Here is a 20,167-nt window from a genome sequence, read left to right as displayed (position 1 = left end):
CCCCGACCCGTCAGCGCCACCAACGCGCGGCGCAAGATAGGGCTGCGCTCGGGTCAGGGCCAGGCGGCGATCCGGTGCTTCGGCTCCGCTCGATCCGCCGTGCGGAGCCGGATGTGGGGAAGCTGGTGGAGTGGGTGCTGAACATCACCCAGACCCGCTACGACGCCTACCGAGACGGCCGACCCGACCCTTACGGCCTCCCAGCTCCGGAGAATCTGAGCCTGATGTCAGACCGGCGAGGCAGGGTAGAAGACGAACAAGAACCCGAGTTGCTGCACCGTCGAAGGAGCACCGCATGAGCATGACCGCTCCCACCCTCACGCCGACCAACGAACACGCGGAGAACAAGCCGGTGCTGCTGGCCGTGTCCTATCTGCGCGTCTCCACTCGTGAGCAGGCCGAGCGCGGCGGCACCGAGGAAGGGTTCTCGATCCCGGCGCAGCGCGAGGCGAACCATCGCAAGGCCGACGAGCTGAGCGCGCGGATCGTGCGGGAGTTCGTGGACGCCGGGGAGTCTGCACGCTCCGCCGACCGCGACGGGTTGCAGGAGATGCTGGCGTTCATCGCGGCGACGCGGGTGCAGTTCTGTATCGTGCACAAGCTCGACCGCCTCGCACGCAACCGCGCCGACGACGTCGCCATCCACCAAGCCCTCCTGACCGCCGGGGTCACGCTCGTCTCCGCAACCGAGTCCATTGATCACACGCCCTCGGGGATGCTCGTGCACGGCATCATGTCCTCCATCGCCGAGTTCTACAGTCGCAACCTCGCCACCGAAGTCACTAAGGGGTTGTCGCAGAAGGTCGCGCAGGGTGGCACCCCGATGCGCGCACCCATCGGCTACCTCAACGTCCGCAAGACGGATGAGGCAGGCCGTGAGATGCGCACGGTCGAGGTTGATCCTGATCGTGCCCCGCTCATCACCTGGGCGTTCGAGCGCTACGCGGAGGGCGAGATTTCCGTCACCGGCCTCCTGCGTGAGCTGACAGCACGGGGTTTGTTGACGGTGCCGACGCCGAAGCGCCCCTCGAAGCCGCTGGGGAAGAACACCCTCTACAAACTGCTGACGAACCCGTACTACGCGGGAGTGATCCGCTACAAGGGCGCACTGCATCCCGGCGCGCACGAACCGATCGTGGAACCGGAACTGTTCGACAAAGTGCAATCACTTCTGAAAGCGCGGACGGCGAAGATGACCCGGCATGTTCAGCACGCCCACCACCTCAAAGGGCTCCTGCACTGCGGCACCTGCGGATCACGGATGCTGCTGGACTTCGCCACCAACCCGCGCGGCACCACGTACGCCTACTTCGTGTGCTCCGGCCGCGCCGCGAAGAAGACCAACTGCACGAGACGCGCCGTGCCCGTCGCTGTCGCGGAACGGCTCGTGGCGGACTCCTATGCCTCGATCACGATCAGCGACGCCACCTATCAGCGGCTCGCCGCCGACGTGGACGCAGCGTTCGACAAACGCAACGCGGGCCAGGATCAGGAAGTCGCTGATCTGGCCGCGAACCGGGCACGCCTGGAAGCCGAATCCGACAAGCTCCTCGCCGCGCACTTCGCCGACGCCATCGACCTGCCCACCTTGAAGCGGCACCAAGACCGCATCCGTGCGGGCCTCGCAGACATCAACCGTCGCCTCGCGGAGCACAGCGAACACTACACCGGCGGGCGCGCATTCCTCCACGACTCGCTGCGGCTCCTCACCGACGCGCACCGCGCCTACGCCCACTCTGACGATGCCGACCGGCGGCTCGCGAACCAAGCGTTCTACACGCGCCTCGACATCACCGACGACGAACAACTACGCCCACGCCTCGCCGAACCGTTCGCGACGATCTTCCGCGAAGCACACGCGGACGGCGACGAAGGCAAGGAAGCGAAACGGGAACACACCACGTCTAGCGATGTCGCGTGTTCCCGTAAGACACTTTGGGTGGAGCCTAGGAGATTCGAACTCCTGACATCCTGCTTGCAAAGCAGGCGCTCTACCAACTGAGCTAAGGCCCCGTGAGGGAAATATTGAATTGAAAGTGTGGGGCTACCAGGACTTGAACCTGGGACCTCTTCATTATCAGTGAAGCGCTCTAACCACCTGAGCTATAGCCCCGTCAACCTCCGAAACTTTACCCGAGATTCACGGAAAATCCGAATCGAGGGCGAGGACCCCTGTGGACCCTCGCCCTCGACAGGCATCAGCGGCCCGGTCGGATGGTCGCGCTGCCCGCGGAGAGCGACACGTCGATCGTGCGCCGGGCGCTGGGCGACTGCTCGACCTTCGCATCGAGCGAGCCTGCGCTGACATCCTGCGTGATGTCGTACTCGACATCAGGCATGGTCAGATCCAATGATCCGGCGCTCACATCGATCGAGGTCCGGCTGGGCGCCGTGCCGGTCAGCTCCACGGTGAGATCGCCGGCTGACACCCCGAGGTCGGCCTCATCGACACCGTCGAGCAGGACATCCGCACGACCCGCATTCATGTTCACCTCGAAGCTCGTAGCCGAGCCCTGCACGTCGAGCGCACCGGCGTTCACGTTGATGTCGACAACACCGAAGTCACCGAGGACGTCGAGGCTCCCTGCGTTGAGGGTGAGGTCGGCGTCGAGCGACTTCCCCTGCAGGCTTTCCGGCAGCGTGAGGACTGCCACCTCCTCGTCGCCGAACCAGCTCCCGAACCACCAACCCCACACGCCCTCCGGGCTGCGGACGACCAACTCGTCGCCGTCGCGCTCGAAGGTCCACGCAGCGCCACGTCCGTTCGTGATCGCGAGCTCCGCCTCATCGACATCGCCGTACTCGACACGCATGCTGCTGGCATCCGCACTGAGGTCGATCCCGGCGACGCCGTCGATCGACACGGTCTGCACCGAATCCGGTGTGCTCGTGGATCGGATGCTCCCCGCCGCGGCCGCCGCAGCGGCACCGCCGGAACCCAACAGCGCGATCCCCCCGACCACGGCCGTGACGATCATGACGGCCGTGGCGCCGGAGGAACGCCCGGCCGCAGGGGGTCCTGTCGGCGTCGGCGGCACGGATGCCGGCGGGACGGAGTCCTGACGGCCGGACGCCGGTGGGGGAGTGAGCGGGGTGTGCCCGCCCTGGAAGTCGTTCTGCTCGGTGGTCATCGTGCCACTCCTGTCTGGCCGGCCGGAGGCGTCGGGCCTCCGGTGTTCTCGATGTGCGCGAGGGCGGCGAGCACGCGGCGGTTTCCCGACTCGTCCTGCTCGAAGCCCAGCTTCTGGAAGATGGCGGTGATGTTCTTCTCGACACTCGCCTCCGAGAGGAAGAGCAGTGCGGCGATCGCCTGGTTCGACTTGCCCTCGGCGATCAGCGCCAGCACGGTGCGCTCGCGCTCCGTGAGGCGGAGCATCCGGTCATCACGGTTGCGGCGGGTGAGGAGCTGCGCGACGACCTCGGGGTCGAGCACGGTCGCACCTTCCGCGATGCGCTGCACCGAGGCGAGGAAATCCGACACATCGGCGACCCTGTCCTTGAGCAGGTAGCCCAGTGGTCCGCCCTGCGCTGCGATCAGATCCGAGGCGTAACGCTCCTCGACGTACTGCGAGAGCACCAGGATCGCCAGCTGGGGATGCGTGGACCGCAGACCCAGAGCCGCACGGATGCCCTCGTCCGTGAAGGTCGGGGGAAGCCGCACATCCAGGATGCAGAGCTCCGGATCGGTTCCGGCGACCGCCTCGGCGAGACCAGCGGTGTCGGGGAGAGCCGCGACGACCTCATGGCCGGCGTCCTCGAGGAGGCGGACGAGACCTTCACGCAGCAGGACGGAATCCTCACAGATCAGGATGCGCATGGCACGTTCACCTCCAGGCTGGTCGGACCGCCCTGGGGGCTGTCGAGTCGGAAGGTGCCGCCGGCCGCGAGCACACGGTTGGCGATGCCGTCGAGGCCGCCACCGGGCTGCACCTGCGCACCGCCCATGCCGTTGTCCTCGACACGTGCCCAGAGCGTATTGCCCTCACGGATCCGCACCGTGACGCGTGCCTCGCTCGCCCGCGAGTGCTTGGCGGCGTTGGTGAGCGATTCGGCGATGGAGAAGTAGACGGCTGCCTCGGCATCCCTGCTGCAGCGTCCGTCCATCCGCACGTCCAGGTTCACGGGGATGTGCGAGCGCCCGGCCAGCGCCGACAGTGCCGCATCCAGCCCGCGATCGTCGAGCACTGATGCATGGATGCCACGGGCGAGCTGCCGCAACTCGGTGATCGCTGCCTTGGTGGAGGTGTGCGCCTCGGCGATCAGCTCCTTCGCGGTGTCGGGGTCGTTGTCGATCTTCTGCTGAGCGAGGCCGAGCGTCATGCCGACCGACACGAGTCGCGGCTGGACGCCGTCGTGCAGGTCGCGTTCGATACGCGTCCGCTCGAGGTCGGCCGCACGCACCGCGCCCTCCCGCTGCGCCGTCGAGGTGCGCACCTTCTCGGTGAGCTCGGTCTCACGACTGCGGATGACGATCGCCAGCGACAGCGTGCGGTGCAGCAGCGCGAGTCCGATCATGCCGACGACGGATGCGGCGATTCCCAGGATGCCGACCAGCGGCGCCCAGGCGACGGGGATACCGCCCCCGCCGAACGGACCCATCACGGACTCGGCCGAGGTGAGCGGTGCGAACGAGATGATGATCGACCACACCAGCGTCCACGCGAGGCGGAGCACGATGAAGCCCAGGACGGCGGCGATGGCGAAGTTGGCGATCGCCCGCCACATGCGTCCGTCGATGGCCTGTCGGCCGAGCGAACGGAGCCACCCGCCGAAACCGGGGCGATCACGGCGACGCAGACCCAGCGGTGCGATCGGCGTGCGGTAGAGAGCGCCCACGCGGGCGACCTCGAACCAGCCGACCCCGAACAGCGCGTAGACCAGGCCCACGAGGAGGACGGCGCCGATGCCGGCGGCGAAGAGCAGTCCGAGGCCGGTGCCGAGCAACCCGCCGAGAGTGGAGAAGATGATGCCGCCGATCACGCCCACCCCTGCCAGATGCAGGATGGTCGTGAAGATGCGCAGCGGCGGCTTCGCGGCCGTCACCGGCGGCGCAGTCGCAGTCTGAGTGGTCATGCTTCCAAGGTACGGGCGCCCCGTTCGCGCCGACACCGAGTCATCCGGACTCCTGCGTTCGGGTTTTCCCTACTCCGCCGGGAACGACGAAGGGCGGATGCCGCAGCATCCGCCCTTCGATCGCCGGGGCCTGTCGGCCCGGGAGACGTCAGTTCGACATGAAGCCGACGAGCAGTCCGCCCGTCACCTTCACGGCGAGGTTGTAGATTCCCGCGATCACGGCGCCGAGCACCGTGAACACGATCAGGTTGAGGATCGCGACGACCGCGGCGAACGCCATGACCTGAGGCAGCCCCACCAGCTCCGACAGTGCGATCGCACCATCCGAGAACTTGTTGATGAACTCGTTGGCGGTCGCCATGATGCCGGTCGCCTGGAGCACCAGGAAGATCAGGAAGAACGACACCATCGTGACGATCGCGAGGGCCACCGCTCCGAGGAACGAGAGCTTCACGGCCGACCAGAAGTCGACGTAGACGAGACGCAGGCGGACCTGCTTGCCACTGGTTTTGCGCGTGGACTTCTTCGCCAGCTTGTCGGCTACTGTGCTCATGCGTCCGTACTTTCCTCAGGGTTCTGTGTCGACTCGGGGGCTTCGGATTCCCCCTCCGCGTCTGCGGCGTCCTCGTCGTTCGCGAGGCCCCGCTCACTGTTGCGGGCGATGGCGAGGATACGGTCGGCTTCCGTCGTCCGTGCGAACACCACTCCCATGGTGTCTCGACCCTTGGCGGGCACCTCGGCCACGGCAGAGCGTACCACCTTGCCGCTGGACAGAACCACCAAGACCTCGTCGTCCTCGGCGACGATCAGACCACCCGCGAGAGTGCCCCGATCATCGTTGAGTTTGGCCACCTTGATGCCCGTTCCGCCTCGTCCCTGCACGCGGTATTCCTCCACCGCGGTGCGCTTCGCGAAGCCTCCGTCGGTGACGACGAACACGAACTTGCCCAGTGCCGCGACCGACGCCGACAGCAGGCAGTCCCCGTCGAGCTTGAACTTCATACCCCGCACACCGGCGGTCGCGCGGCCCATCGGACGCAGCGCCTCATCGGTCGCTTCGAACCGGACCGACATGCCCCGACGGCTGATCAGGAGGATGTCATCCTCCTTGTTCACCATGAGTGCGCTGACCAGCTCGTCCTCGTCGTTCAGACGGATCGCGATGACGCCGCCCTGACGGTTGGTGTCGTACGCCTCGAGGCGGGTCTTCTTGACCAGGCCCTCTCGGGTCGCGAGCACCAGGTACTCGGCGACCTGATAGTCGCGGATGTCGAGCACCTGCGCGATGTTCTCATCCGGCTGCAGCGCGAGGAGGTTCGCGACGTGCGTACCCTTCGCGTCACGGCCGGCCTCGGGCACCTCGTAGGTCTTCGCCCGGTAGACGCGTCCCTTGTCGGTGAAGAACAGCAGCCAGTGGTGCGTGGTCGTCACGAAGAAGTGCTCGACGATGTCATCCGCGCGCAGCTGCGCGCCCTTGACACCCTTGCCGCCACGGTGCTGCGAGCGGTAGTTGTCACTGCGCGTGCGCTTGATGTAGCCCTCGCGCGTGACGGTGACGACCATCTCCTCTTCGGCGATGAGGTCTTCCATCGAGACATCGCCGTCGAAGCCGTGCAGGATGTGGGTGCGACGGTCGTCGCCGAAGCGGTCGACGATCGCCGTCAGCTCTTCGCGGATGATGGTGCGCTGGCGCGACTCGTCGGCGAGGATCGCCTTGAAGTCCGCGATCTGCCCCTCGAGCTCGCTCGCCTCGTCGAGGATCTTCTGACGCTCGAGAGCGGCGAGTCGACGCAGCTGCATTCCGAGGATCGCGTCGGCCTGGTCGTCGTCGATGTCGAGCAGCGTCTTCAGACCCGAACGGGCCTCGTCGACCGTGGGCGAGCGGCGGATGAGCGCGATGACCTCGTCGAGCGCGTCGAGCGCCTTCAGGTAGGCGCGCAGGATGTGCATGCGTGCCTCGGCCTTGCGCAGGCGGAAGCCGGTGCGTCGCACGATCACTTCGATCTGGTGCGTGATCCAGTGCGTGATGAACCCGTCGATCGCGAGCGTGCGCGGAACGCCGTCGACGATCGCGAGCATGTTCGCGCCGAAGTTCTCCTGCAGCTGCGTGTGCTTGTACAGGTTGTTCAGTACGACCTTGGCGACGGCATCGCGCTTGAGCACGACGACGAGACGCTGACCCGTGCGGTCGGAGGATTCGTCACGGATGTCCGCGATGCCGGTGATCTTGCCGTCACGGGCCAGATCACCGATCTTGACCGCCACGTTGTCGGGGTTCACCTGGTACGGCAGCTCGGTGATCACGAGGCACGTGCGGCCCTGGATCTCCTCGACGTTCACAACGGCGCGCATCGTGATCGATCCACGACCCGTGCGGTACGCCTCGTGGATGCCCTTGGTGCCGAGGATCTGCGCACCGGTCGGGAAGTCCGGACCGGGAACGCGCTGGATCAGACCGTCGAGGAGTTCTTCGCGGGTGATGCCCGGGTTGTCGAGAGCCCACAGCGCCGCATCCGAGACCTCGCGCAGGTTGTGCGGCGGGATGTTGGTGGCCATGCCGACCGCGATGCCGACCGAGCCGTTGACCAGGAGGTTCGGGAACCGGGCGGGCAGAACCGTCGGCTCCTGGGTCTGACCGTCGTAGTTGTCCTGGAAGTCGACGGTCTCCTCTTCGATGTCGCGCACCATCTCGAGCGCGAGCGGAGCCATCTTCGTCTCGGTGTAACGCGGAGCGGCGGCGCCCATGTTGCCGGGGGAGCCGAAGTTGCCCTGCCCGAGCGCGAGCGGATACCTCAGCGACCACGGCTGCACGAGGCGGACGAGGGCGTCGTAGATCGCGGAGTCACCGTGCGGGTGGTACTGGCCCATGACCTCGCCGACCACACGGGCGCACTTCGAGAACGACTTGTCAGGGCGGAATCCACCGTCGTACATGCCGTAGATCACGCGGCGGTGCACGGGCTTGAGTCCGTCACGGACGTCGGGCAGCGCGCGCCCCACGATCACGGCCATCGCGTAGTCGAGATAGCTGCGCTGCATCTCCGACTGCAGGTCGACCTGATCGATCTTGCCGTGGTCGTGCGCCGGCTCGGTGCGTTCTTCGTCAGTCATGTGTCATTTCCTGGGTTGCTGAGCTTGTCGAAGCGTCCGGGTCCCTTCGACGAGCTCAGGGACCCAGGTCTCCACTAGATGTCGAGGAAGCGGACGTCCTTGGCGTTGCGCTGGATGAAGCTGCGTCGGGATTCGACGTCCTCACCCATCAGCACGCTGAAGATCTCGTCGGCGGCAGCGGCATCCTCGATCGTGATCTGCTGGAGCGTACGAGTGGAGTGATCCATCGTGGTCTCCCACAGCTCCTTCGGGTTCATCTCACCGAGACCCTTGTAGCGCTGGATGCCGGCATCCTTCGGGATGCGCTTGCCGTTGTCGAGACCGTGCTTGAGCAGGGCGTCGCGTTCGGCATCGCTGAACACGTACTCGTGCGCCGAGTTCGACCACTTCAGGCGGTACAGCGGCGGCATCGCGAGGTAGACGAAACCCGCCTCGATGAGACCGCGCATGTAGCGGAACAGCAGCGTGAGCAGCAGCGTCGTGATGTGCTGACCGTCGACGTCGGCATCGGCCATCAGCACGATCTTGTGATAGCGCGCCTTCTCGATGTCGAATTCTTCACCGATGCCCGTGCCGAAGGCCTGGATCATCGCCTGGACTTCCTTGTTGCCGAGCGCCTTGTCGAGGCGCGCGCGCTCGACGTTGAGGATCTTGCCTCGCAGCGCCAGGATCGCCTGGGTGTGCGGGTCGCGACCCTGCACGGCTGAGCCACCTGCGGAGTCACCCTCGACGAGGAAGATCTCGCTGATCGACGGGTCCTTGCTGGTGCAATCCTTGAGCTTGTCCGGCATCGCAGCAGACTCGAAGACGCTCTTGCGGCGGGCGGTCTCGCGCGCCTTGCGAGCGGCGAGGCGGGCGGTCGCGGCGTCGAGCGCCTTGCGGATGATGTTCTTCGCCTGCGTCGGATTGCGGTCGAACCAGTCACCGAGCTGATCGCCCACGACCTTCTGCACGAACGCCTTCGCCTCGGTGTTGCCGAGCTTGGTCTTCGTCTGACCCTCGAACTGCGGCTCACCGAGCTTGATCGAGATGACCGCGGTGAGTCCCTCGCGCACGTCATCACCGGAGAGGTTGTCGTCCTTCTCCTTGAGGATGTTGTTCGCACGCGCGTACTTGTTCACCAGGGTCGTGAGCGCCGCACGGAAGCCCTCCTCGTGCGTGCCACCCTCGTGCGTGTTGATGGTGTTCGCGTAGGTGAAGACGTTCTCGGTGTACGAGGTCGTCCACTGCATCGCGACCTCGAGCGAGATCTTGCGCGCGATGTCCTCGGACTCGAACGCGATGATCTCCTCGTTCACGACCTCGGCATGGCGCACCTTGTTCAGGTACTCGACGTAGTCGACGAGACCGCGCTCGTAGAAGAAGACGTCGCCCGGCTGCTTCGAGACCGTCTGCCCGTCGACCTCGATCTCATACGCCGACTGCGGACGCTCGTCGCGCAGGTCGATGCGCAGCCCCTTGTTCAGGAACGCCATCTGCTGGAAGCGTGTGCGCAGCGTGTCGTAGTCGAACTCGATCGTCTCGGTGAAGATCTCGGCGTCCGGCCAGAACGTGATCGTCGTTCCGGTCTCGTCGGTGGCCTCGCCCTTCTCGAGCTTCTGCTGCGGGGCGCCGCCGTTGGCGAAGCTGTGCCGCCAGACGAAGCCCTTCTGCTTGACCTCGACGTCGAAGCGCGTCGAAAGCGCGTTCACGACCGAGGAACCCACACCGTGCAGACCGCCGGAGACGGCGTAGGCGCCGCCGCCGAACTTTCCACCCGCGTGCAGGATCGTCAGCACGACCTCGACCGTCGACTTGGTCGGGTCGGAGGAGTGCGGATCGACGGGGATGCCGCGACCGTTGTCGACGACACGCACCCCGCCGTCGGCGAGCATCGTGACGAGGATGGTGTCGGCATAGCCGGCCAGCGCCTCATCGACCGAGTTGTCGACGATCTCGTAGACCAGGTGATGAAGACCTCGCGGACCCGTGGATCCGATGTACATACCAGGACGTTTGCGAACGGCCTCGAGGCCTTCCAGGATCTGGATCGAGTCCGCACCGTACTCGCCGGGCTGCTTCACCTTCGGGGAGATCGACGTGGACTGGGTTCCCTCGTCTGCCGGTGTCTGGGTCTCTGAGCCGGTCGAAGGGTTCGAGGTTCCCTCGGTGTTGGATTCCGTCTCGTCAGCAGGGGATTCAGGCGTCATCAGAGGGCATTCTCCACATCGATATCACGAACTCCCATTCTAGCCGGGTTTTGTCGTGAAATGCCGCTCAACGGCCGCGTGTGGGCCTCTGAGCCGTCTGGACCCTGCCGATGGTGTCCTACCCGTAGGTATCGCGCGGGCCCCGCCCTGGGACGGCTCTGGGACCCCATTTCCAGGAGGGAACGTCCGGTCCGATGAAGCGCAGGTTCTCCACGCCGGCATCGGGATAGCGCCGGCCGATCTCCGTGACGATGGTCGCGCGCATGTACTGGAGGTTCTTCGCCCAGGCCGTGGAATCGCACTTGACCGTGAGCAGACCGCGCTCGAGCGAGACCGGCTCGGAGTGCTTCGCGGTGTCGGCACCGGCGAGATCCGCCCACTGACGCACCAGATCCTCGCGGGCGAGCGTGGTCTGCCATCCGGAGTCCCGACTGAGCTTGTCGAGCACATCGCCCAGCGTTCCGGGATCGCGACCGGGGGTGAACGGCGCGTTGTCATCGTCGTCGCGGATGCGGCGCTTGCGCTTCCAGGAATTCGAGCTGGGCTTGAGACCCCGCAGTCGCAGGTATGTGGACACCGTCTCGGGGGCGTCGGATGCCGCGGCGGCGTTCGTGCTGATGTCAATCATCCGTCGCCTCCTCATCCGATTCGTTCTGGGCCTCTGACGGTGCCGAAGGGACACGGTCGTCGCTGATGGTGCCTGCGTCGATACGCACCACATGCGCGTGCAGCACCTCAGGAATATCCTCCTCCACGGCCGCGGTGACCACCACCTGCTCGTAACCCGCCGTGAGATCGGCCAGGCGCTGACGGCGGTTGGCGTCGAGTTCGGCGAACACGTCGTCGAGGATCAGTACGGGATCGCCCGCCGGCGACTCGCTGCGGAGCAGTTCCGCCGAGGCGAGGCGCAGCGCGAGCGCGACCGACCACGACTCGCCGTGCGACGCGTACCCCTTCACCGGCAGAGAACGCACGCGCAGGATCAGGTCATCACGATGGGGTCCGGTCAGCGTCAGACCGCGGTCGAGCTCGCTCGACCGTTTCGCAAGGAGCGACGAGCGGAACATCTCGGCGATGTCTGCGGAGGTCTCCACCGCCGCAGCGCCCTCCGCCTCCGGACGACCGGCATCCTCTTCCGGATCGGCGCCCCGCACCGACAAGGCCCACTCGAGCTGCGGTCGATGATCCGCGCCGGCGATCGCCGCGTACGCATCCGCCACCGGTTTCTGCAGATCGGCGGCCAATCGCTGCCGAGCGACGATGATCTCGGATCCGAGTGAGACGAGCTTGTCGTCCCACACGTCGAGTGTGCTCAGCGCCTCACCCTTGATACCCCGCGCCCGCGCGGACTTCAGCAGGGCATTGCGCTGCTTGAGCACCCGGTCGTAGTCGGCGAGGACGGCGGAGAGCCGGGGAGTGCGCTGGATCAGCAGCTGATCGACGAAACGGCGCCGAGACGACGGATCCCCGCGCACGATCTGCAGGTCCTCCGGCGCGAAGAGCACGACATGCGCGTACCGGGGGAGCTCGTTCGTCTTCGACGGCGACCCGTTGATGCGCGCCTTGTTCGATCCCTGGCGGTTCAACTGCACCTCGACCAGCACGCGACGTTCCCCGTGCGAGAGACGAGCACGGATGATCGCGTAGTCCTGCCCGTCACGCACCATCGGCGCATCGGACGACACCCGGTGAGAACCGAGCGTCGCAAGGAAGACGACCGCTTCTGCCAGATTCGTCTTGCCCTGTCCGTTGAGGCCGACGAGAACGTTCGGTCCCGAATGCAGGGTGAGTTCCGCGGTCGCGTAATTGCGGAAATCGACCAGACTCAGGTGCTCCACAATCACGGGTTCACACTACCTTCGGCGTCTGACACCGGACACACGACGAGTGGGGGACGCCCCCTGAGAGCAGCCCGGATCAGCGCAGGAGCAGGTTGGGCTGCAGCAGGTACTTGAAGGAATCCAGTCCGGCCTGGTCGACCGACGTCTGGCTCGTGATGAGGACCGGGCTCAGCTTGTTGGCATTGTCGCTCGAGGTGAACGTCACGCGGACGAACTCGCTCTTCACCGCGCCGAGCGCCTCGATCAGGTACTGCGGGTTCAGGCCGAGGGTGACCTCTTCGCCGCCGTTGAGGATCGCGTCGACCGACTCGGATGCCCGTGCGTGCTCGCTGCCGGACGCGTCCATGGTCACGCTGTCGTTCGAGAAGGTGAAACGCAGCGGAGCTGCCCGGTCGAGCACCAGAGCCACACGGCGCACGGCCTCGACCAGATCAGCCGTGTTGACGACGGCGTAGTGATCGGTCTGCTCGGGGAACAAGCGGCGAACAGGCGGGAAATTGCCCTTGATCAGGAGCGATGTGACGGTCTTGTTGCCTGCGGTGAAGGCGATGATCTCGCGGTCGCCGGCCCCGGAGAAGGCGATCTGGATCGTACCCGCATGGCCGAAGGTCTTTCCGACTTCGAGCAGGGTGCGTGCGGGAACGAGAGCGGTCGTCTCGACGGTCTCTCCATCCCACGGCACGTCACGGAGCGAGACACGGTAGCGGTCCGTCGCGACGAGGCTGAGGTTGTGACCCGACACCTCGAGCTGGACACCGGTGAGGACCGGAGTCACGTCGTCGCGAGAAGCGGCGAAGCCCACCTGCGAGATCGCGGTGCCGAAATCGTCGGCCGGGACGACGCCCGAGGAACCGGAGACTTCGGGGATCGAAGGATATTCCTCGACAGGCATGGCGGCGAGCGTGAAACGTGCGGATCCGCACGTGACGGTGATCCCGCCGTCCTCCTCGACGGCGATCTCGATCGGCGCGTTCGGAAGACGGCTCGCGATGTCGGAGAGCAGGCGGCCGTGGACCAGGATCGTGCCCGGAGTGTCGACCGTGGCTTCGATGGTCGTGCGAGCGGATGCCTCGTAGTCGAAGGCCGAGAGCGTGAGGCCCGAACCGTCCGCCTCGATCAGCACTCCGGCGAGGATCGGCTGCGGATTGCGCTGCGGCAGAAGCTTGACGACGAACGACACGGCCTCACTGAAGACATCGCGGTTGACCTGAAACCTCACGGGTGCTCCCTTGTCGTCATTCTGCGACGCGTGTCGTCGTCTTTCCCTGTGCAGGGCTTCCCATGCTAGCCCCACAGTCACACGTATCCCTACGCCCGAGGGATTTGTGATTCGGATCCCGGTTTTCACACTCTCTGGTGATCGGATCGCGCCTTAACTGGTTTAACTCCTTAACGGTGTTAACAGCTGTGGATTCTGTGGATAACTCGGTGGATAGCTGTCGGGAGTAAGGAACTACACAGTTGTCACTTGTGGAATCCCTGAGGAAACCGGGGGTGGGGAGGGATCGAGGCCTTCTGGACTTCCCCGAAGTTATCCACAGGTTTGGTCGATCAGCCCACATCCAGGCCTCGCTGTTCAACAGTCATCCACAAGTTATCCACATGTGCATAGACGCATTTATCTGAGGCCTCGTTGGCGTGTCAAGTCAGCAAAAAGGGGGACACCTCACCCGAACGGATGCGGTGTCCCCCTCTTCGGAGTCGACGTGGGGTCAGCGTCGACCGAGCTGCGTGGTGATCTCGGTGACCTGGTTGTAGATCGAGCGACGCTCCTTCATGAGTTCGCTGATCTTCTTATAGGCGTACATCACCGTCGTGTGGTCGCGGTTCCCGAAGAGCTGACCGATCTTCGGCAGCGAGAGGCTCGTCCGCTCCCGGCAGAGGTACATCGCGATCTGGCGGGATGTGGCGATCTGCTGCGATCTGCTCGACCCGTAGAGATCGTCGACCGTGAGCTTGAAGTACTGCGCGGTCGCGGTGATGATGTCGGTCGGCGAGATGATGTTGTCTTCCGCCGTGTCGATGATGTCGCGCAGCACTGTCTGCGCGAGCGAGATGTCGAGTGCCGACCGGTTCAGACTCGCGAAGGCCGAGACGCGGATCAGCGCCCCCTCGAGCTCGCGGATGTTGGAGGAGACGACGGTGGCGATGTACTCCAGCACCTCGTCGGGGATGTGAAGCGCCTCGCTCTGCGCCTTCTTGCGGAGGATCGCGATACGCGTCTCGAGGTCGGGGGCCTGCACGTCGGTGATGAGGCCCCACTCGAAGCGGCTGCGCATCCGGTCCTCGAACCCCGTCAGGTGCTTCGGCGCGACATCGCTGGTGATCACCACCTGCTTGTTGTGGTCGTGCAGGGTGTTGAAGGTGTGGAAGAACGCCTCCTGGGTTTCGGCCCGCCCCTGGAGGAACTGGATGTCGTCGATCAGGAGGATGTCGACCTCGCGGTAGCGCGCCTGGAATGCCGCACCGCGGTTGTTCGCGATCGAGTTGATGAAGTCGTTCGTGAATTCCTCGCTCGAGACGTACCGCACCTTGACGCCCGGGTAGAGGGACTGTGCGTAGTCGCCGATCGCATGCAGGAGGTGTGTCTTGCCGAGTCCCGAGTCCCCATAGATGAAGAGAGGGTTGTACGCCTTGGCCGGCGCCTCGGCCACCGCGACCGCGGCGGCGTGGGCGAACCGGTTGGACTGACCGATCACGAAGTTGTCGAAGGTGTACTTCGGGTTGAGTCGCGATTCGTGCCGCATGGGCGTCGGCTGTTCCATGGGGGATTCGACGCGGACGTGGTCCTGACGGGCGAAGTCGCCGTCCTGCCGCCCGAACTCACTCACGGGGATCGGGGCGGTCGGCTGTTCCGCGAGCTCGTGGTTCACCACGACGCGGAAGGCAGTGACCTCGTCACCGAGATGCGTCAGCGCTTCCATGATGGGGAGGCGCAGTCTCTTGTTGATCTGCGCCGCCGTGAGGTCGTTGGGGACCTCGAGGTACAGAGTCGCCGCCATCACGCCGGCCGGGACGGCGAGGCTGAGGAATCCCTGCAGCTGGGGAGTGACGCGATCGTCGGACTCCAGCAGCTCCTGCACCGTGGTCCAGATCGGAACGTCGGGCTGGGCTGGTGTGGACATGACGCTCCGCGCGGGGGTTTCGATGTGGGTTCCCCGATGCCGCGGTCCCCTGTGGATAACTTGCTCTGCCACGGTAGTCATCCCGGCTGTGAACGGCAACCTGCCCTTGAAAACACGCGAGCGTGTTGTACCCGCCGAGTTGCTCGGGGTTGTGGATAATGGCTGTGCGGTTCACTCTGGACGCCGTATGCCTCAGCGCGCAGATTTGCTCTGCGCGCCGCCAAGACGTACCCTTACTTGGTTGACTTATGCCATTTTTGGCAGTACCCCATGTCTCCGGTCGCAGTGAACCCGGTGGCAGCATTCCCGGAGTGATTCCATGACTAAGCGCACCTTCCAGCCCAACAACCGTCGTCGTGCCAAGAAGCACGGCTTCCGTGCTCGCATGCGCACCCGCGCCGGCCGCGGCATCCTCGCCGCTCGTCGCGCGAAGGGCCGCACCGAGCTCTCCGCGTAGTCCGCTGTGCTCGCCCGCCCGTATCGGCTGACCCGCGGGAGCGACTATCGACTGGTCGTTCGACGTGGATCCCGTTGTGGCGGGGCGCGCGTCGTGACCTCGATGTTGTCGACGGGCGAGAGCACCGCTGCACGGTTCGGTTTCATCATCAGCAAGCAGGTGGGGAACGCCGTGGTGCGCAACTCCGTACGTCGACGGCTCAAAGCCGTCTGTGCGGAGGCGCTGCCGCGCGTCCCCGAGGGCACGGATGTCGTCATCCGTGCCCTTCCTGCGTCTGCCACCGCGACCTATGCCGAACTGAGTGCGGATGTGAACCGCTGCCTCGGTCGACTGAGTACCGCGCCTGTCGAGGTACGGGCATGACGGCTCTTCCGGCCTCGTCGATCGGCGAGGCGCATCTGCAGGGTCGTGACCTGCTGCGGAGCATCCCGCTCATCCCCCGCAATCTGGTGCTGGGATTCCTCTCGGGATACCGCACGGTGATCTCCCCTCTATATGGAGATGTCTGTGCGTACTACCCCTCGTGTTCCGCCTACGCTGTAGGTGCAGTGCAACAGCACGGCGCTGTGCGGGGATCCCTGGTCTCAGCCTGGCGCATCCTCCGTTGCAACCCTTGGTCTCGCGGTGGCGTCGATGACGTTCAGCCGCACAAGCACTTCCGCTACGACCTGACTGCTCGCGGTTTCGTCGTCCCTGCCCGAAAGGACTGATCAGTGGGTCTTGATCTCCTGCTAGCCAGCACAACTCCCAGCGACGCCCCCGCAGCGGGAGGTTTCGATCTGCTCGGCACCATTCTGTGGCCGCTGAAGTGGGTCGTCGAGCTGATTCTCGTCGCATGGCACTGGCTGCTCACCGCGGTCGGTCTGCCGGCGGCATCTGGGCTCACGTGGGTGCTGTCGATCGTCGGTCTCGTCATCGTCGTTCGCGCTGCTCTGATCCCGCTCTTCGTGAAGCAGATCAAGAGTCAGCGAAAGATGATGGAAATTGCTCCTGAGCTGCGAAAAGTTCAGGAGAAGTATCGCGGCAAGAAGGATCAGCTGTCTCGTGAGGCGATGAGCCGCGAGACCATGGCCCTGTACAAGAAGCACGGCACGACGCCGATGTCGAGCTGCCTGCCTCTGCTGGTGCAGATGCCGATCTTCTTCTCCCTCTTCAGCGTGCTGAGCGATGTCAGCAAGCACGCGAAGGACAGCATCGGAGGAGTGGGGCTCCTCAACCCGGAACTCACCCAGCAGTTCTACGACGCGAAGCTCTTCGGGGTGGCCTCACTGCACGAGACGCTCGGGAATGCCGTTGACACCGGCAACACCACGGCGATCATCATCCTCGTCACGCTCGTCGTGCTCATGATCGGTTCGCAGTTCTTCACTCAGCTGCAGATCATCTCCAAGAACCTTTCGCCCGAGGCCAAGACCGGCCAGGCGTACCAGATGCAGAAGATCATGCTGTACGTGCTGCCCCTGGGCTTCATCTTCTCCGGTGTCTTCTTCCCGCTCGGCGTCGTCGTGTACTGGTTCATCTCGAACCTCTGGACCATGGGACAGCAGTTCCTCGTCATCCGCGAGATGCCGACCCCCGGGTCCGAAGCGGCGAAGGCTCGTGAAGAGCGCCTGGCTCGCAAGGGCAAGGCCATCGATGCCTCGGGCAAGGTCGTTCCGATGTCGGTCTTCGAGGCGGAGCAGCAGCGCAAGCTCGAGGAAGTCGAGAAGGCGAAGGCCGAGGCTCCCAAGCGTCAGCAGCCCGTTGGCAAGAAGCGTGCGAAGAAGAAGGGGAGCGCCTCATGACCGAGAGCGTGACGGAGAGCGTCGAGCCCACGGTGGCTCAGCTCGAGAACGAAGGCGATGTCGCTGCGGACTACCTCGAGGAACTCCTCGACATCGCAGACATCGACGGTGACCTGAACCTGGACGTTCGCCAGGGTCGTGCCTATGTGTCGGTGGAAGCGGAGGATGACGGCCTTGCTCTGCTCTCCGCGCCCGACACCGTGCAGGCTCTGCAGGAGCTGACTCGGCTTGCCGTGCAGAACAAGACCGGCGCATTCTCCCGCCTCATCCTCGACATCGGAGGATCGCGCGACATCCGTCGCCGTCAGCTGGAGACGCTCGTCGACGCTGCTGCGACGAAGCTCGACGAGGGGTCGTCGCAGGCATCCCTCCCGGCCATGTCGAGCTACGAGCGCAAGCTCGTTCATGACATCGCTTCGGACCGCGGCCTGGTGTCGGAGTCCTACGGTGAGGGCGCAGACCGGCACACGGTTCTCCGCCGTCGTTGATGTTTCACGTGAAACATTCTTCGGGATGCCGTTCATGACCGGCCTCGAGACCGAGCCGGCGATCGCGGCGGAGCTCTTCGGAGACCGGATCGATGTCGCACGGGCTTTCACGGATGCGCTCGCACGAGAAGGTGAGGAGCGTGGCCTGATCGGTCCACTCGAACTTCCTCGCCTGTGGACGCGGCACATCCTGAACAGCGTGATCGGCGCACCGCTCTTCTACGGGTCGGTGGCAGACATCGGCTCCGGTGCGGGACTCCCCGGGCTGGTGCTCGCGATCGCGCGACCCGATGTGCAGTGGACGCTGATCGATCCCATGGAGCGCCGAGTGAACTGGCTCAACGAGCAGGTGGCCGAGCTCGGGCTGGATAACGTCGAGGTGCACCGTGCTCGCGCTGAAGAAGTGCAGCGCCCCGAGGGATTCGATGTCGTGACCGCCCGAGCTGTCAGTGCGTTGCGTACCCTCATCCCTCTCACGGCGCCCCTGGTCAAAGACGGGGGAGAGCTCGCTCTCTTCAAGGGCATGAACGCGGCGAACGAGATCGATGCGGCACAGAAGCCCATCAAGAAGTTCCGGCTGTCGAATGTACGCGTCGAGGTACTGGGTGAAGGGGTGCTTTCCGAGAGCACTCGTGTGGTGCGGGCGGTTGTGCGGTAGTTCGCCTCGACCATGTTTCACGTGAAACATGCTGTCTGGCGGATCGCTTGTTGATGCTGGTCCGTGGCTCGTTGAGTGCTTGTGGGTGGATGACGGGATGCTCCCTTCGTTCGCAGAACGGGCACCCTCCCCGCAAGCGGGGCCCCTCCCGATGCTCACTCCGGGAGCATCCCGTCATCCGCGCGTCCTTCGGAACGTGAGGTGCGTCGACCAATGTCTATCGATGGGGGCGTGGGGGCAGCGTGTCGCTTTGCTCCACGGCTGGCTGTGTGCGGATGTGGGGGTGCCTGCGCAACGCCGACGCTCGTTCTTGCGCATGTTTCACGTGAAACATGCGGGTCAGGACATTGGGGTCATCGGGGATGATCGATCGCCTGAGTGGAGAGGGCGACTTGACCTGCCGTGGGTGTCCCTTCTGAAGGGTGGTGAGGAGCGGCGAAAAGGTGTTTCACGTGAAACATTTGCTCGCGTTGAGCTTCCCGAAACTTCTTCTGCTGAGGAGCCGTCGCGTATGTGAAGGGTGAGGAGTCACTGTGTGAGGGACACCGCGCGGGGGGCGCAGGGGTGTTGCCGCGGGAGGTATGGCGCTGGCGGCCAGGACTTGTTGCGGGGGAGTCATGCTTGCGATGAGGGGATGTTTCACGTGAAACAGGGCGAGCGCGATGACTGGGGTAATGGCGATGCGATGTGCTGGCTATGTGTTTCTCGTGCACGTTATCCACAGGGTGCACGAACTGGGGATGCGAGGTGAGGAAGGGCGCCGATGCCCTTGATTCATGCGGAATACGGGGGCTTGTCGCTGGGAGCTCGTGGCATCTCGCACTCGGCCGGCCTGTTGCTCCACAGATCCATCCACAGGTGTAGACCGCATTCCTCTCGGTCTCCAGGAGTCCGGATAAGGCACCGTGTTTCACGTGAAACATGAACCATGGGTCTCACCGCCAGGGATTGGGCCGCGTTACCCACGAGCCCGAAGGTGCTCGTCTGGGAACTCCGCGCACGTGGTGAGGGCGCAGGAGTGGTGTTTCACGTGAAACACGCTTTGGGCTACCCAGTTGCCGAGGGCGCCTTCTGGTGCTGAGCGGCTCCAGGGTGGGGCAGTGGCTCCCAAGCGGTTCTGCGAGTCGCCCACCGAGCGGTATGCCTGCACGATCTTCGGGGGATGGCTGGTCGGGTCGAGGATGCGCGCCGTGCGCGTTGGCGGCGCTGTAGAGGCCGGTCGGTGGAGACCGCGTTGTAAAGGGCAGTTGGTAGAGATGGCGATGACGGGGTGGGTTGGCAGAAGGCGGGGCGAGAGGTGGTTTGGTCCGCCGTCTACCGATCAGTGAGCCATCCACGTCCACGAGCAGCTCCGCCACGGACAGGCCCGCGATGTTTCACGTGAAACAGGATCTTAGCCAGGGCCGCAGCGATGCGTGATCGGGGAGGGCTTCACGCTGAT

The 20,167-nt window shown here is 64.9% G+C and carries 17 protein-coding genes, 2 tRNA genes and 1 pseudogene; 7 read left to right on the top strand and 13 right to left on the bottom strand.

What is annotated here, in order from left to right; genetic code table 11:
• Nucleotides 1-295: 295 nt before the first annotated feature.
• A pseudogene (locus FB560_RS21000) lies at nt 296-1,336 on the top strand (recombinase family protein); the annotation flags it as partial.
• Here FB560_RS21000 and FB560_RS20995 read toward each other — a convergent pair.
• The 13 genes from FB560_RS20995 to dnaA all read right to left on the bottom strand — a co-directional run bounded on the left by FB560_RS20995 (nt 1,256) and on the right by dnaA (nt 15,339).
• Nucleotides 1,256-1,807, bottom strand: a complete 552-nt coding sequence (locus FB560_RS20995) for a hypothetical protein (RefSeq protein WP_229672925.1) — start codon at nt 1,805-1,807, stop codon at nt 1,256-1,258. The pseudogene FB560_RS21000 and the gene FB560_RS20995 sit on opposite strands and share 81 nt — an antisense overlap.
• Nucleotides 1,808-1,940: 133 nt before the next feature.
• Nucleotides 1,941-2,013, bottom strand: a tRNA-Ala gene (locus FB560_RS16465).
• 26 nt (nt 2,014-2,039) lie between these two features.
• Nucleotides 2,040-2,113: transfer RNA gene (locus tag FB560_RS16460), tRNA-Ile, on the bottom strand.
• An 85-nt stretch (nt 2,114-2,198) separates the two neighbouring features.
• On the bottom strand, nt 2,199-3,131 hold the full coding sequence (locus FB560_RS16455) for a DUF4097 family beta strand repeat-containing protein (protein ID WP_141873589.1): 933 nt from the start codon (nt 3,129-3,131) through the stop codon (nt 2,199-2,201).
• Complete coding sequence (locus FB560_RS16450; RefSeq protein ID WP_141873588.1) at nt 3,128-3,817, bottom strand: LuxR C-terminal-related transcriptional regulator; 690 nt, start codon at nt 3,815-3,817, stop codon at nt 3,128-3,130. Before FB560_RS16450 ends, FB560_RS16455 begins: the two co-directional genes overlap by 4 nt.
• Nucleotides 3,805-5,073, bottom strand: a complete 1,269-nt coding sequence (locus FB560_RS16445) for a sensor histidine kinase (protein ID WP_141873587.1) — start codon at nt 5,071-5,073, stop codon at nt 3,805-3,807. Before FB560_RS16445 ends, FB560_RS16450 begins: the two co-directional genes overlap by 13 nt.
• A gap of 148 nt (nt 5,074-5,221) precedes the next feature.
• Complete coding sequence (locus FB560_RS16440) at nt 5,222-5,626, bottom strand: DUF3566 domain-containing protein (protein ID WP_141873586.1); 405 nt, start codon at nt 5,624-5,626, stop codon at nt 5,222-5,224.
• The gene (gene gyrA, locus FB560_RS16435; RefSeq protein WP_141873585.1) at nt 5,623-8,184 is read right to left on the bottom strand and encodes a DNA gyrase subunit A; all 2,562 of its coding nucleotides are present in this window, start codon (nt 8,182-8,184) and stop codon (nt 5,623-5,625) included. The genes FB560_RS16440 and gyrA overlap by 4 nt, the downstream gene beginning before the upstream one ends.
• A gap of 74 nt (nt 8,185-8,258) precedes the next feature.
• Nucleotides 8,259-10,373, bottom strand: a complete 2,115-nt coding sequence (gene gyrB, locus FB560_RS16430; RefSeq protein ID WP_229672915.1) for a DNA topoisomerase (ATP-hydrolyzing) subunit B — start codon at nt 10,371-10,373, stop codon at nt 8,259-8,261.
• A gap of 118 nt (nt 10,374-10,491) precedes the next feature.
• Complete coding sequence (locus FB560_RS16425; protein WP_141873584.1) at nt 10,492-11,001, bottom strand: DUF721 domain-containing protein; 510 nt, start codon at nt 10,999-11,001, stop codon at nt 10,492-10,494.
• The gene (gene recF / locus FB560_RS16420) at nt 10,994-12,217 is read right to left on the bottom strand and encodes a DNA replication/repair protein RecF (protein WP_141873583.1); all 1,224 of its coding nucleotides are present in this window, start codon (nt 12,215-12,217) and stop codon (nt 10,994-10,996) included. Before recF ends, FB560_RS16425 begins: the two co-directional genes overlap by 8 nt.
• Nucleotides 12,218-12,290: 73 nt before the next feature.
• A complete protein-coding gene (dnaN, locus tag FB560_RS16415; protein ID WP_141873582.1) occupies nt 12,291-13,433 on the bottom strand; it encodes a DNA polymerase III subunit beta in 1,143 nt (380 codons plus the stop codon).
• Nucleotides 13,434-13,926: 493 nt separating this feature from the next.
• Nucleotides 13,927-15,339 carry a chromosomal replication initiator protein DnaA gene (gene dnaA, locus FB560_RS16410; RefSeq protein ID WP_141873581.1) on the bottom strand — a complete coding sequence of 471 codons (1,413 nt, stop codon included), beginning with the start codon at nt 15,337-15,339 and terminating at the stop codon, nt 13,927-13,929.
• 319 nt (nt 15,340-15,658) lie between these two features.
• Between dnaA and rpmH the strand changes: the two genes are divergently transcribed.
• The 6 genes from rpmH to rsmG are packed head-to-tail and all read left to right on the top strand — an operon-like array spanning nt 15,659 to nt 18,726.
• Nucleotides 15,659-15,796 carry a 50S ribosomal protein L34 gene (gene rpmH, locus FB560_RS16405; RefSeq protein WP_045278552.1) on the top strand — a complete coding sequence of 46 codons (138 nt, stop codon included), beginning with the start codon at nt 15,659-15,661 and terminating at the stop codon, nt 15,794-15,796.
• A gap of 6 nt (nt 15,797-15,802) precedes the next feature.
• Nucleotides 15,803-16,159, top strand: a complete 357-nt coding sequence (gene rnpA, locus FB560_RS16400) for a ribonuclease P protein component (RefSeq protein ID WP_141873580.1) — start codon at nt 15,803-15,805, stop codon at nt 16,157-16,159.
• On the top strand, nt 16,156-16,506 hold the full coding sequence (yidD, locus tag FB560_RS16395; protein WP_141873579.1) for a membrane protein insertion efficiency factor YidD: 351 nt from the start codon (nt 16,156-16,158) through the stop codon (nt 16,504-16,506). The genes rnpA and yidD overlap by 4 nt, the downstream gene beginning before the upstream one ends.
• Before the next feature lie 3 nt (nt 16,507-16,509).
• The gene (yidC, locus tag FB560_RS16390) at nt 16,510-17,580 is read left to right on the top strand and encodes a membrane protein insertase YidC (protein WP_141873578.1); all 1,071 of its coding nucleotides are present in this window, start codon (nt 16,510-16,512) and stop codon (nt 17,578-17,580) included.
• The gene (locus tag FB560_RS16385) at nt 17,577-18,068 is read left to right on the top strand and encodes a Jag family protein (RefSeq protein WP_141873577.1); all 492 of its coding nucleotides are present in this window, start codon (nt 17,577-17,579) and stop codon (nt 18,066-18,068) included. The genes yidC and FB560_RS16385 overlap by 4 nt, the downstream gene beginning before the upstream one ends.
• A gap of 25 nt (nt 18,069-18,093) precedes the next feature.
• Nucleotides 18,094-18,726: a 16S rRNA (guanine(527)-N(7))-methyltransferase RsmG gene (rsmG, locus tag FB560_RS16380; RefSeq protein ID WP_141873576.1), complete on the top strand. Its 633-nt coding sequence runs from the start codon at nt 18,094-18,096 to the stop codon at nt 18,724-18,726.
• Nucleotides 18,727-20,167: the final 1,441 nt, after the last annotated feature.

Source organism: Microbacterium saperdae, assembly GCF_006716345.1.
GTDB lineage: Bacteria > Actinomycetota > Actinomycetes > Actinomycetales > Microbacteriaceae > Microbacterium > Microbacterium saperdae.
Note: the sequence above shows the minus strand (reverse complement) of the source record. Positions and strands in the feature narration are given on the sequence as shown.

What these genes read in the sequence shown, in the direction of transcription:
- FB560_RS16455 (WP_141873589.1), bottom strand. Translation starts at nt 3,131, where the DNA reads ATGACCACCGAGCAGAACGACTTCCAGGGCGGGCACACCCCGCTCACT.
- FB560_RS16450 (WP_141873588.1), bottom strand. Translation starts at nt 3,817, where the DNA reads ATGCGCATCCTGATCTGTGAGGATTCCGTCCTGCTGCGTGAAGGTCTC.
- FB560_RS16445 (WP_141873587.1), bottom strand. Translation starts at nt 5,073, where the DNA reads ATGACCACTCAGACTGCGACTGCGCCGCCGGTGACGGCCGCGAAGCCG.
- FB560_RS16440 (WP_141873586.1), bottom strand. Translation starts at nt 5,626, where the DNA reads ATGAGCACAGTAGCCGACAAGCTGGCGAAGAAGTCCACGCGCAAAACC.
- gyrA (WP_141873585.1), bottom strand. Translation starts at nt 8,184, where the DNA reads ATGACTGACGAAGAACGCACCGAGCCGGCGCACGACCACGGCAAGATC.
- gyrB (WP_229672915.1), bottom strand. Translation starts at nt 10,373, where the DNA reads ATGACGCCTGAATCCCCTGCTGACGAGACGGAATCCAACACCGAGGGA.
- FB560_RS16425 (WP_141873584.1), bottom strand. Translation starts at nt 11,001, where the DNA reads ATGATTGACATCAGCACGAACGCCGCCGCGGCATCCGACGCCCCCGAG.
- dnaA (WP_141873581.1), bottom strand. Translation starts at nt 15,339, where the DNA reads ATGTCCACACCAGCCCAGCCCGACGTTCCGATCTGGACCACGGTGCAG.
- rpmH (WP_045278552.1), top strand. Translation starts at nt 15,659, where the DNA reads ATGACTAAGCGCACCTTCCAGCCCAACAACCGTCGTCGTGCCAAGAAG.
- yidD (WP_141873579.1), top strand. Translation starts at nt 16,156, where the DNA reads ATGACGGCTCTTCCGGCCTCGTCGATCGGCGAGGCGCATCTGCAGGGT.
- FB560_RS16385 (WP_141873577.1), top strand. Translation starts at nt 17,577, where the DNA reads ATGACCGAGAGCGTGACGGAGAGCGTCGAGCCCACGGTGGCTCAGCTC.
- rsmG (WP_141873576.1), top strand. Translation starts at nt 18,094, where the DNA reads ATGCCGTTCATGACCGGCCTCGAGACCGAGCCGGCGATCGCGGCGGAG.